Annotated in this window: 18 protein-coding genes; 9 read left to right on the top strand and 9 right to left on the bottom strand. The window is 36.8% G+C overall.

The window, feature by feature from the left end:
- Positions 1-98: 98 nt before the first annotated feature.
- The 3 genes from IEV36_RS01475 (at position 99) to IEV36_RS01465 (ending at position 1,595) form a co-directional block, all read left to right on the top strand.
- Positions 99-542 (top strand): BLUF domain-containing protein, encoded by a 444-nt coding sequence (locus IEV36_RS01475; RefSeq protein ID WP_005257454.1) that lies wholly within the window; start codon positions 99-101, stop codon positions 540-542.
- A gap of 190 nt (positions 543-732) precedes the next feature.
- Positions 733-1,050, top strand: coding sequence for a DMT family transporter (locus tag IEV36_RS01470; protein WP_004772104.1), 318 nt, complete (start codon positions 733-735; stop codon positions 1,048-1,050).
- Positions 1,051-1,160: 110 nt separating this feature from the next.
- Positions 1,161-1,595: an N-acetyltransferase gene (locus tag IEV36_RS01465; RefSeq protein ID WP_005257452.1), complete on the top strand. Its 435-nt coding sequence runs from the start codon at positions 1,161-1,163 to the stop codon at positions 1,593-1,595.
- 37 nt (positions 1,596-1,632) lie between these two features.
- Here IEV36_RS01465 and IEV36_RS01460 read toward each other — a convergent pair whose 3' ends face one another.
- The 6 genes from IEV36_RS01460 to IEV36_RS01440 form a co-directional block, all read right to left on the bottom strand.
- Complete coding sequence (locus tag IEV36_RS01460; protein WP_005257449.1) at positions 1,633-2,226, bottom strand: lysozyme; 594 nt, start codon at positions 2,224-2,226, stop codon at positions 1,633-1,635.
- A gap of 138 nt (positions 2,227-2,364) precedes the next feature.
- Positions 2,365-2,565: a hypothetical protein gene (locus IEV36_RS01455; RefSeq protein ID WP_005257447.1), complete on the bottom strand. Its 201-nt coding sequence runs from the start codon at positions 2,563-2,565 to the stop codon at positions 2,365-2,367.
- A gap of 155 nt (positions 2,566-2,720) precedes the next feature.
- Positions 2,721-2,975 carry a hypothetical protein gene (locus IEV36_RS01450; protein ID WP_005257445.1) on the bottom strand — a complete coding sequence of 85 codons (255 nt, stop codon included), beginning with the start codon at positions 2,973-2,975 and terminating at the stop codon, positions 2,721-2,723.
- A gap of 143 nt (positions 2,976-3,118) precedes the next feature.
- A complete protein-coding gene (locus IEV36_RS01445; protein ID WP_005257433.1) occupies positions 3,119-3,352 on the bottom strand; it encodes a hypothetical protein in 234 nt (77 codons plus the stop codon).
- Between the two features lie 69 nt (positions 3,353-3,421).
- Positions 3,422-3,616, bottom strand: coding sequence for a hypothetical protein (locus IEV36_RS18745; protein ID WP_062847376.1), 195 nt, complete (start codon positions 3,614-3,616; stop codon positions 3,422-3,424).
- A 390-nt stretch (positions 3,617-4,006) separates the two neighbouring features.
- Positions 4,007-4,267: a hypothetical protein gene (locus tag IEV36_RS01440; protein WP_032863890.1), complete on the bottom strand. Its 261-nt coding sequence runs from the start codon at positions 4,265-4,267 to the stop codon at positions 4,007-4,009.
- 354 nt (positions 4,268-4,621) lie between these two features.
- Between IEV36_RS01440 and IEV36_RS01435 the strand changes: the two genes are divergently transcribed.
- The 4 genes from IEV36_RS01435 (at position 4,622) to IEV36_RS01420 (ending at position 7,761) form a co-directional block, all read left to right on the top strand.
- Positions 4,622-4,999: a hypothetical protein gene (locus tag IEV36_RS01435; protein ID WP_005257432.1), complete on the top strand. Its 378-nt coding sequence runs from the start codon at positions 4,622-4,624 to the stop codon at positions 4,997-4,999.
- Positions 5,000-5,625: 626 nt separating this feature from the next.
- Positions 5,626-5,895 carry a YARHG domain-containing protein gene (locus IEV36_RS01430; RefSeq protein WP_004772091.1) on the top strand — a complete coding sequence of 90 codons (270 nt, stop codon included), beginning with the start codon at positions 5,626-5,628 and terminating at the stop codon, positions 5,893-5,895.
- Between the two features lie 101 nt (positions 5,896-5,996).
- A complete protein-coding gene (locus IEV36_RS01425; protein WP_004772089.1) occupies positions 5,997-6,410 on the top strand; it encodes an HIT family protein in 414 nt (137 codons plus the stop codon).
- 253 nt (positions 6,411-6,663) lie between these two features.
- Positions 6,664-7,761 carry a porin gene (locus IEV36_RS01420; RefSeq protein ID WP_004772087.1) on the top strand — a complete coding sequence of 366 codons (1,098 nt, stop codon included), beginning with the start codon at positions 6,664-6,666 and terminating at the stop codon, positions 7,759-7,761.
- 348 nt (positions 7,762-8,109) lie between these two features.
- Here the strand turns inward: IEV36_RS01420 and IEV36_RS01415 are convergent, their stop codons facing one another.
- Both IEV36_RS01415 and IEV36_RS01410 read right to left on the bottom strand, forming a co-directional pair.
- Complete coding sequence (locus IEV36_RS01415) at positions 8,110-8,727, bottom strand: YidB family protein (protein WP_005257430.1); 618 nt, start codon at positions 8,725-8,727, stop codon at positions 8,110-8,112.
- A gap of 149 nt (positions 8,728-8,876) precedes the next feature.
- A complete protein-coding gene (locus IEV36_RS01410) occupies positions 8,877-9,338 on the bottom strand; it encodes a DUF6231 family protein (protein ID WP_005257428.1) in 462 nt (153 codons plus the stop codon).
- Positions 9,339-9,376: 38 nt separating this feature from the next.
- On the opposite strand from IEV36_RS01410, the gene IEV36_RS01405 reads away from it, so the two are divergent.
- Positions 9,377-10,246: a DUF2797 domain-containing protein gene (locus tag IEV36_RS01405; protein WP_005257426.1), complete on the top strand. Its 870-nt coding sequence runs from the start codon at positions 9,377-9,379 to the stop codon at positions 10,244-10,246.
- 43 nt (positions 10,247-10,289) lie between these two features.
- On the opposite strand, the gene lpxB is transcribed toward IEV36_RS01405, so the two are convergent.
- On the bottom strand, positions 10,290-11,564 hold the full coding sequence (gene lpxB / locus IEV36_RS01400; RefSeq protein ID WP_005257425.1) for a lipid-A-disaccharide synthase: 1,275 nt from the start codon (positions 11,562-11,564) through the stop codon (positions 10,290-10,292).
- A 152-nt stretch (positions 11,565-11,716) separates the two neighbouring features.
- Between lpxB and IEV36_RS01395 the strand changes: the two genes are divergently transcribed.
- The gene (locus IEV36_RS01395) at positions 11,717-12,010 is read left to right on the top strand and encodes a hypothetical protein (protein ID WP_005257423.1); all 294 of its coding nucleotides are present in this window, start codon (positions 11,717-11,719) and stop codon (positions 12,008-12,010) included.
- The last annotated feature ends 2 nt before the right edge of the window (positions 12,011-12,012 follow it).

Genomic DNA, 12,012 nt, shown 5'->3' with positions numbered 1-12,012 from the left:
CCTAAAAAAGACTACTCACTCTTACATATCGAAGTATACAAACCCTTGTTTTTTCTATATAAGAGATATTCATCCCTTAAAAAATGAGCATATCAATCATGGAGTCTGTCAGACTTTTATACGTGAGTAAAATTAAGAACATTGACTCGAACTTAAAAACAAATTTGATTGAAATCCTTGATGAGGCTGTAGATTTTAATTATCGTCATGATATTACTGGTGTTTTATATTATGGTCATGGCTATTTTGTACAATGTCTAGAAGGCCCAAAGAGTCTCATTGATGATCTATTTTACAATAAAATTGTGAAAGATGAGCGCCATATCAATTGCGAAATCCTCTATTACATTGAATGTAAAGATAAATTCTTCTCGCAATGGTCTATGAAATTTTCACCAATCAATCAAAATATTACTGATTTTTTCATGAAATATCATTTAGAAGAGTTTAACCCGTACTTGTTAACAGCAGAAACTGTCGAGAAGTTTGTTGCTGTTCTAGCAGGTGAACCTGAGTATGATGTTCAGGCTTATGTGTCTTAAAAAAACTTAATTTCCCCTCTATGGCATTCTTCCTCAAGAATGCCATTTAACTTATAAAAACAATTTTTTATTCAAAATAGATTGAAGCATTCGGTGAGAAGTGCTTATATATACAGCAGAGAGGACGACCTCTTTTTTATTTTTTCAAGCTTTAGGACGACCTAAAAATATTATTAAAGAGGTGTCCGCAATGGCTTGGGCTTATCTAATTTTAGCTGGTATTTTTGAAATTATCTGGGCATATTCCATGAAAATGTCCGAAGGTTTTACTAAATTAACCCCTAGCATCATTACCATTATTTTTATGATCCTGAGTTTTGGCTTACTCGCTGTGGCAATGAAAACACTGCCTTTAGGCACAGCCTATACAGTATGGGTTGGAATTGGTGCAGTAGGTGCATTTCTGATTGGAATATTCTTTTTAAATGAACCGATGGGTTTATTGCGTCTTTTGGCAGCAGCCTCAATCGTTTTTGGTGTTGTATTGATGAAACTGACCACCGAGTAACGTTTATTTCATAAAGCCCTTTTCAGGGCTTTTTTTAATGTTATTAAATTGCATCTTTTCAAGCTATGCTAGGCTAAGAAGTCTTTAAGCCTTTGATAAGGAGCAATACGTTGTACGAAATACGAAAAGCAACATCAAATGATTTTAATGAATTAACAAAAATATGGCTGCAAGCCTCAATCAAAGCACATCATTTTATTCCTGCAAGCTATTGGGAAAGCAATACAACCAAGATGCAAGAGATCTATTTACCCATGTCTGAAGTTTATATTGCGGAAGATGCAATCAATATTTATGGGTTTATTGCCTTGGTAGAAGACACTGTTGCAGCTCTCTTCGTATCTCCTGAACACCAAGCAAAAGGCATAGGCAAACAACTGATCTCATACGCACAGGATATGAGAAGCCGTCTAGAGTTAAATGTCTATCAAGAAAATAAAAACAGTGTAAAATTTTATCTGGCTAGTGGCTTTAGAATTATAAATGAAGGCCTCGATACAGCCAACAATGCAAAAGAATATGTCATGCTTTGGGAGAAATCGTAGAATCTACATCAACGTTTCGTTGCTATAAACATTGATTTTATCGTTTTAAGAAAAGTGTTCTTTCTACTTCACGACGGCGCACCAATCCCTTTAGAATTTGCCCACCACCTTTATTCCATACCAGAAACTGATCTGCCGCGGCTTGATAGTCTCCAGCATTTAAATACTTGAGCAGTGTTGAATTCTTAAACGCATTCTGGCCAATGTTATAGCTCAGGGAAACCAATGCATCAAATTGATTTTGAGATAGTGTTACTAACACTGCTTTATTGACAGCCTTCTGAAAATGCCTTAAGTCATGCTGAAAAAAGAATTTTGCCTGCTCTATGGTGCAGTGATCACCTTGTTGCACCCGAATACCATCAGGATAAATCGTCGTACCAAAACCAATCGTCCATGTACCGGTACCATCATCATAGGCATCTAACTTCAAATCTTCGAAGCTCGTAATCAGATTAATCCCAGCCTTACTTATAGACCTTTCATAATCATCTGAATCAACTGCTACACCAATGGCGTCATCTACATCAACAGCAGTTGCGATATTTGAATCTTTATTTGCGCTACGATCCTGATATGAAAATGACTTAGAACCAATAATCCTGTGTAAATAATCAAAAAACGTCTTCATGATGCATTTTCGCTCTCTTTACTGATCCTTCAACCCATTTCAATGATCTACTAAAAACTCACCCTATCATTCATTCAATAAAAAACCTGCTTTATTTATGTTATTTGCTCAATGAAAAACCCGCCGAAGCGGGCTTGTTTATTCTTCAATTTCGATCGGATCACCATCTTCAGGTCGAATATGTCTTCCCCCATCATCAGCAGGATCTACACTCGAACCATCTTTGGTAATACTGTTGTATAACTCATCCTCTTTTTTATCATCAATGAATTCCTCATCTTCGAAATCTAGCGCTTCATTATCATCATCAAAATTTAAAGGCTTATTTTCATCGATCATGATCTACATCCTTTATTTAAACATACCATTTCATGCTTAAATAATTGATAGAGATATTCAACAGTGAACAAACACCTTTTGTGTAACCAATGCTTCAAAATGTATGGATGAGTAATAAAAAAGGCGCCTGAGCGCCTAATTTGATTAATCGAAAGCTATTGTGACTGGTTACATTGAATCGTTTTATTGAAAGTTTTATATGACCCTGTTGTGACCATACCAGGCATATAAATCTGCTCACTATGAGCCTGAGCTTTGCTTTCAAGTTCAGTAAAACCTTTGCCCTGACAAATACCTTCGGCTTTTTTATCTACCTTTTTCTTCATCGACTCATCTGATGCAAAGATATTGGCTGTGGTCTGAATCCTATAAGCACCAGAATCAAGTTTCGTCGCTTGCGCTGGAAACATCTGTGCGCAGCCTTGTAGGAGGAGTAATGGAGTAATAATCCAAAAAAATTTCATAGATATTCACTTTCACAAGATTAAACTTTGCTCGCCGCATAAGAATATCATAAATAGCACAAGTTCCCTTTGAGTTAAGAAACTTGCAATTATTCAATCCTGATTATCACATATTGCAAACCGACATATTGATCAAGTTTGGCATGGTTCAAAGTATCATGAAACTCTATTGGCACTTCACGCTCTGTTTCTTCAAATATCCATTTGATATTTTTAATAATTTCAAATTTACCATCAGCATCAAACTTTACACTTGGATCAACAATAGCCTTAACCCTGATGTTTTTATTCGCTTCGATATCTCTTAATGTGATAATTGCCATATCAATCCCCTGATAAAGACCTTTTATATCACATTAGCCTAAAAATTACTGATAAATTAAATATTTATTTCACATTCGATTTATCTGCCTTTGTCTCCGAACCAGTCCAAGCACAGTTTTACGTGCCCGAATTTCTTCTTCCGAAAAAGGCAAATTTAAAATTAATTGTTCAATAGGCAAAGCGCTGTTCTCAATCAAAAAACAATCTTGTTCTGTACTCCAGTCTGGAGCAGAAAATTCAGGCTTAAGGCGGGATCTTTTCATGCCTATATTCTAATCTATTTTGATCAATAAAAAAGCCCACTCCATAGAGTGGGCTTACCCTTATATTCTTTTGCGCTGAATGAGGGTTATTGTTGTTTAGTTATAATGAAACAACAAAGCAAATATAGAGCAAAGTGTGACATACATCAACAAAAATATGTAATTTACAGAGTGACTTTAAAGTTCAACTACACAATATAACATTTGACCAATGAGTCAGATGTTAAGCCGTTTTATTTCTTTCGTCCTATCTTAGCCATCCATGCAAGTACCAAAAATATCAATAAAATAATAAATACAATATACATATAAGAAGTCTAATTAAAATAAATACTTAGCTTATGATAAAGCATCAAGAAAAAAAGTTCATCTCTTAACAGAGCGATTAAATTACTTGCTTATTTGTTTGGTGCAGTATTGATACTTTTCTGCTTTGTTTTCAATCCCAACCGTATGAATACATGAACAAAAATGAAGTACCCTCGCGTGAGGTATAGCTTCAGGAACATCTACACCATAACATTGAAGATCCACCTCACCCAATCTTGGTGCCATAATCCATTGACCTGTGTAAAAAGGATAAGCAAATCCAATAATTACAATACTAATGAGTATAAAAATAGGAAAGTTATTTCTAATATATTTCAGCATTTTTTAAATTCTTGATAAAAGTAAATGTGTTGTTAAGCGTTAATTTTAATGATCGCCCGATAATTGTAACGGATAAACAGTCACAACAAATCCTTCTTTAGCGAATAAATAAACCTAGTCATTTTTAGAACTTTTAACTTATCGCCTCGTTCTGAAAATCCTTTCAAAATAGGACAAAAATTCACCGACAAGTTATGACGCATCATTGCTTTTAAATGCTGTAAATATGAACACTTCGATACCATATCAATAAGGTGAGTTCCGAAAATACATTTCTCTCTCCCATGATTTAATCTTCGACAAGGTACAACTTCGCCAACTCACATCTCTGAAAATTCATTTATGGAGCATGTGATGCAAAAGCAACACTATACAACCCCATTCACACAGTACATGGGCAAAGATATCGATGGCTTCTACCATGTGCGTTTAGGCCCGAAAATCTATCTACTTAAAGTTTCATTAAATTACACACCTGAATTTGATACTGAATTTTTTGGTGGCGTTCAGGCTGCTCCTTTTGATTGGCATTCCGTTCTGGTCAAGGATACATCTGTCAGTCAACCTCGTCCGATTACTCCCGATGAACTAGCAATCAAATGGCTTAAAGGTAATTTGAAGAAAATTATTAATTATCAACGTGCCATAAAGCGAAATGCCAATAGCCAAACGATGCGCTATAGCAAAGAACAATGTATCGACTTTCGTAATGCGCAATACAATGGTGCTTAAGCAGAAGAAATACCACATTTATCAAGCACATCAGAAGGCTGTAAAGCTACAGCCTTTTGATGAATAGAAATAAACGGAAGATAAATAGCGATCAAAAAATCACAGTAGATATTTCCCTGCGCTATTCAATATTAATCAATATCACTCTCTCAATATCTGATTGACATCTCAGGCTTTTTTCTAAAATTTATTATTCTTTTTGACGCTTTATAATTTAAATTTTCATTCAAGATAAATCTATTATGCTCTGTTTTTGGCCTTTTACATTGATCGAAATAAATCAGTCATCGAATATTTACAATGAAATTTGTTAATACAATAATGATTAGACTAATCTCTAAAAAGTTTTATAAAAAGAGTGACTTAGAAGTTAATCAAGTAAAATGGTGTACAATGAACTGCCTTATAATTATATGTTTTATTTAAAATTTATTAAAACATATTGATATAAAAGGATTTTTATAACTATAAGGATAAATTGTGGAGTAAAATTACACTCAAATAATAGAGTTTTATTGAAATTTTATTAAGAAACCTTATATTGGTATATACGTAGCGACCAACAGCCATATGGATCTATCTTCATAAAGCGTCGGTTTATACCTTTTTGATTAGAGGAACACCTCATGAATAAATTAACAGTTGCAGTTTTTGCAGGCTTAATGACCCTAACTGGTTTTAGCGTACAAGCGGCAACCCCAGAACAAGAATGTAAAAAGTTACAGGATGACTATAACCTCATCTATGCATCTAAAGGATTCTGTTTTAAAGATGCTGATGCTAAAGCAAAATTTGGTAATGAAAACTGCCACACCACTAAGCCGAAGTTCTCTGACAAAGAGCAACAACGCCTTGATGACATTAAAGCTCGCCAAAAAGAGCTAAACTGCAAATAAGCAAATCTTTGCGGAGTGTTCAGCGCTCCGCTTTAGGCTATTTTATTTAATGCCCAAGTTTTCAATGTTAAAGCACATACTCCCTATTTTAAGGATGAATCATGGCATACGATGACCAAAATATTTTCGCACGTATCTTGCGTGGTGAATTACCTGCAATCAAAATCTATGAAGATGATCAGGTACTCGCTTTCATGGATATCATGCCTCAAGCTGATGGTCATGCTTTAGTTATCCCAAAAACACCAGCGGTAACTTTACTTGATTTGCCTGCAGATGCAGCCGCTTACACGATTCAAATCGTACAAAAAGTTGCTCAAGCGATGGAAAAAGCGCTGGATGTTAAAGGCATTGTCCTGATGCAACTTTCTGGTGCTGCGGCGGGCCAAACCGTACCACACGTCCACTTTCACCTGATTCCAAGTTCAATACATGAGCTTGGTCGCCATGCTGCACAAATGGGTGATCAGGAAAAAATTAAAGCATTTGCTGAAAAGATCAAAGCTGCTCTTTAAACGTCAGCTTTGTCAAAAACGGAGTTGTTACTCCGTTTTTTTATTTTATAAACCATTAAAAATAAATAAGAAATATAATTATTACCAAATATGAATCGTCATCAAACTGTCATTTTTCTTTCACTTCTCTGTCACAAAGTTTACCGATACTGCATACAAGTCAGTGAGCTGTGTAACTTTATGTACACAAGCAAGCTTATAACAGTAACTAAGGCATCGGCCATTTACAAAAAAGTGTTTTGGAGAAATCTCAATGAAAAAATTGCTTCTTGCTGCTACTGTAGCAACTTTAGCCATGAATGCAGCGCAAGCAGCACCAACATTGTATGGTAAGCTCAATGTGACTTTGGATCAAATTGATAAAAATGGCTTTAAAGACGAAAGCGTAACTAAAGTAAACTCAAACGCTTCTCGTATCGGTGTAAAAGGTGAAGAAAAACTGACTGAGAAATTATCAGCAGTTTATTTAGCAGAATGGGGTGTTTCAGCTGACGGTTCTGGTTCAGATACTGACTGGGGTATGCGTAACCGTTTTGTTGGTCTTAAGTCTGACGGTATTGGTACTTTAAAAGTAGGTCAATTCGACTCTTACCTTAAAACTGCTGCAGGTAATAACCAAGATATTTTTAACGATCACACTGAACTAGATATGACCAAAGTTCTTGCTGGTGAAGATCGTTTAAGCAACGTAGTTGGTTTTGAAACAGACAAGAAATTACTAGGTGGTCTAGCATTCAACATCATGTTCCAGCAAGGTGAAGAATCTTCAGCTGTTAAAAATGATGCGAAAGGCCAAAAAGGCAGCCGTGATGGTTTTGGTGACGGTGTTTCAACATCTCTTACCTATGAAAATAAAGACTATGGCCTAGCAGCAGCTGTTGCAGGTAACTTTGGTGTAGCATCAACTTATAATGCTTATAACAAAGAACTTGGTGGCAAAATCTATTCTGATGCAATCCGTGTAACAGGTTCTTTAGACTTGGCTCCAGCTGGTGTTAACGGTTTAGTATTGGGTGCTTTATGGCAAACTGCTCAACCAACTGACGATACAGTTGTTGTTGCTGGTACACCAGCTGTTTCATACAAAGGCTTAAAAGAAGATGCATTTGGCGTAACAGCTGCATATGCGATCCCTTCTACACCTGTGAAATTAAAAGCAGAATACATCTCTGCAAAAACAGAAGTTGATGGTCGTGAAGATCGTAAAAATGACTTGTATGGTATCGGTGCAGACTACAACATCAACAAACAAGCTCGCTTCTACGGTGTTGTTGCTCAACAAAAAATTGACTGGCAAAAAGATGATAACAAGAAAACTGTTATCGGTTTGGGTATGGAATATAACTTCTAATTTGAAGTTAGCTTCTTAAACAAAAAATAAAAGGGCAATCTGCCCTTTTATTTTTTGCATTTATTATTTTTCAGTAAAAAAACTTTTTACCTCTTTACGAAAATTTCGAATTACTAGTTCCCTTGTTCTGCCACGCCTAAAATAAGAGAAAATGGTGCGCAATCGCCTAATATTAATGATAAATACCTAGAAATAATTTATTTTACAACATGTTTTTAGCATCTTTAGAATCATGCTTTTAGATATGTTTAGACTCACCCTGAAATTTTTAATTCAGAAAATCTAACCATGCAAATCGCTTAAATAAAAAAGCCTGCTCATGTGAACAGGCTTTTTATTGAGATTAATTTATTTCTTTAAAAAACCACTCACAAGATTCAACACTTGCTGAATATCCTGATTGGCTTCTTGAGGATTGGTACTGCTGCCTTGAGGCGTCAATGAATCAATCACTTGTGGTAAAACCGAAGCAATGGCACCGTAAATTGCCTGTTTAGGCGCTTGGGTTTGCTGAGCAACCTGTTCTACGTCCTGATCATCAAATAAGCTTTGAATATTTTGTGCAGGTACATCTTCAGCATTTTGCTGTTGTGGATCAACCCAGCTTTGTACCTGATTGCTTAGACCAGCATTTTTCAATTTATCCAAAGCACCTTGTAAGCCGCCTTGTTTTTGAATCCATGCCAAAACTAAAGGTAAAACTGCGATCAACAACGTTTGTGCTGTGTTTCCACCTGTTGCATTACTTTGAGTTGAACCTGCACCACCGCCTAATTGACCCAATACAGAACCTAAGATTCCGCCTAGACCACCTTGCTGGTTTTGAGTATTTTGCTGTTGTCCACCCAACTGACCAAGAACCGAACCTAAAATCCCACCTAAACCGCCAGCTTGACCTGACTGTTGTTGACCGCCGCCTAAAGCTTGCTTCGCTAAAATTTCAACAATATTGGTTAAATCTGTCATAACCTAAACTTTCCTTTTGGAATTATTTATTCCAAAAGCATACGCTGCTTTGAAAATACAGCACAAAGATAAATTGTTAAATTTTGCAAGGCTTTGCTGAGAATCTCCGACCGAAATCTCAATCAAATTTAAATCGCAGCATCAACTGCTTACCAGCGGAATTTATCCCAGTTTTCTGGATTGGCCCAGAACTTGGAGTTAAACCAGTCTGGCACATGTTTATAGGTTAAAATATTAAATTGCCATAATGCAAAATTGCTGTCATGTGTGGTTTTATCAATCAGTTGAGTGAAACCCAGTGAACGCAATAGCTTTTCATCTTCACGCTTACTCACCACCACAATTCGCTTCGCCATCAGGTCACGCAACTTCACCAAAAGCTGTGCTTTTTGTGTTTCGGTAATATTTTGCATTTCTTCGGTATCAAATAATACAAAACCTAAATCATAACGCTGCGTAAATGGCAGACTTAAAAAGTCAGTTACGTTAAAATAATGCCATTGAATTGAAGCATTTTGGTCAATCTGCTGACCTATACAAAGTGCAGTATGAATGGGCTGTTCTTGAGATAAATCGTCTAGCATAGAAGTGATGACATTTTGTTCAGCCATAACTGCAACCCTTGATTGAGAAAGATGAGAGTTTATTAATGGAACTACAAGGCATTTGTCATAAAATGCATGCAGCGCTCAAAACGCATAGTGTAACTGATCAATCAACAAGCAAGGCAAATGTTGAATATAAATTTATATTAGATCGTACAGAAACTGACCTACCTTTTGTTTTAGGGCAGGAAATCGAGATCGAATGGACTGGTAATATTTTTTGTACCTCTTGCGGCTCAAAAACACCGAAGTCTTATTCACAAGGTCATTGTTTCAAATGCTTTAAAACAAAAGCAGAATGTGATCTGTGTATTATGAAGCCTGAAACCTGCCATTATCACTTGGGCACTTGCCGTGAAGACCAGTTCGCTCATGATGTCTGCTTTCAGCCGCATATTGTTTATTTAGCCAATTCAAGTGCCTTGAAAATCGGGATTACCCGTATCGTGAATATGCCAACCCGTTGGCTGGATCAAGGTGCAACTCAGGCTTTACCAATTATGAAAGTAGGCTCACGTCGTTTGTCAGGCCATTTGGAAACTTTAATTGGGACACAAATCGCAGATAAAACTGATTGGCGTAAACTTCTTAAAGGCGAAGCTGAGCCATTAGATCTGATTGAAAAACGTGATCAGATTCTGGAAGAATTTGCGCCTAAGATTCAAAGTATTCGCGAAGAATTTAATCAAAACCTTGAATTTAATGAGAATCTGGAATTTCTAGAGGACGAAAAACCAAGAGAGTTTATCTACCCTGTTGAACATTATCCTGAAAAAATTAAATCACTGAATCTGGATAAAACACCTAAAATTCGTGGTGTGTTGCAAGGCATTAAAGGCCAGTATTTATTAATGGATATTGGTGTGATCAATATCCGTAAGTATACGGGTTATGAACTGATCCTTCGCGCCTAATCCGCATCATAAAAAAGGTGGCTTTCAATGCCACCTTTTTTATTTATCCCGTTTTTAAACAGTTCAAAATTGCCTGTACTGGATCCTCGGTATTGCCTGAGATCAGTTGTTTATGCATGCTTAGATGTTGCATCATTTGAATATGCGCCGTTTCATGATCCATCAAACGCTCAATTTCAGTGGCTAAATGCTGTGGTGTTGCATCGGCCTGAATCAGTTCCTCAATGACTTTTTTACCTGCAATAATATTAGGTAAAGAATAATACGGAATCTTGACCAAGAATTTGGCAATGATGTAGGTCAGCCAATTCAACTTATAGAACGTTACCATTGGACGATGCAATAACATTGCCTCAAGTGTCGCGGTACCAGAAGCCAAAGCCACAATATCACTGGCATTCATGACCATACGGCCAATCTTCGATTCCGCATCGGTATTTTCCAACACATGAATTTTCGACTTTAAACCAGCATCCAAGTGTTGAATGCCCTGTTCAATCTGATGTTTACGTGCATCATTGATCGCAGGAATTAAAAACTCGACTTCAGGATGCTTGCGATGCAGGATGTCAGCAGCACCAGTCAACAACGGCAGTAAACGTTCGATTTCACCACGGCGACTGCCAGGTAATAAAGCGATGTGAGTCTTGTATGCGGATAGACCCAGTTGATGCTTTGCTTCGGCAATTGGATTTTTTAATGGTAACTGCTTTGCCAAAGGATGCCCGACGAATGCCGCAGCAACGTCATAATTTTCATAGAACGTTTTTTCAAATGGAAATAAACATAGGACTAGATCGATACTGCGTTTAATGCCATGCACACGGCCTTGACGCCATGCCCATACCGATGGACTGACATATTGCACGGTTTTTATTGGTAAATTCTTTTCTTTAATGATTTTGGACAAACGCAAATTAAAATCTGGCGCATCAATACCAATAAATATATCCACTGGATGCTCGGTCCAGCGCTCAACTAAGCCATCACGGACGGCAAATAACTTTTTCAGGTCTTTTAAAACTTCCACGATTCCCATGACGGATAAGATTTCCATTGGATAATAACTATGGAAACCTTCCGCAATCATTTGTGGCCCACCAATACCTTCAAATTCGACATCGATGCCTTGTTCACGAAAACTGCGCATGAGTTTCACCCCTAGCGTATCTCCAGAAACTTCTCCCACCACGATGCCAATTCTTAGTTTTTGCTTTGACAAGACCCACGCCCCACAGAAAGATTTAAATGATTCTAACAAAATGATTTTACACTGAATCAAACATGATCTGGCAATTTGTTCACGATTGGTGAACATCATTTCTCATCTAAGATGTCATTGTTTTCTAGAAAACCTATCTAGATTTACGATGAAATGGCAATTGATTGAGATGGCAGGAATAGCTAATATGAACAAGAATCATTCCCATATGTGATTTATTTCTCCCTTCCTCCGTTTCAAGACCTGTTATGGCTAAATCAACCTCGCTTACCCTTGTCTATCGACTGAGTATTTTCTATCGCTTTGCGTTGACCTTTGTACTGGGCTACCTCTGTATGATGTATTTAAGCCTTAGCCTGACCTCATTATTTGTCCGTGTACTTGATAAAGCAGAGGCGATTTATCTGGCAGCTTTTATCGCGCTTCTCTTTTATCTCATTTTCATCATTATTAGTTTCTGCTCACATTCATTATTGAAACTCACGTTGATCAGTCTGGGCTTAACAGGCGTATTGTTTGGCATATCTGTAGGTTTAAATTAAAA

It is taken from the genome of Acinetobacter vivianii (assembly GCF_014635885.1).
GTDB lineage: Bacteria > Pseudomonadota > Gammaproteobacteria > Pseudomonadales > Moraxellaceae > Acinetobacter > Acinetobacter vivianii.
Note: the sequence above shows the minus strand (reverse complement) of the source record. Positions and strands in the feature narration are given on the sequence as shown.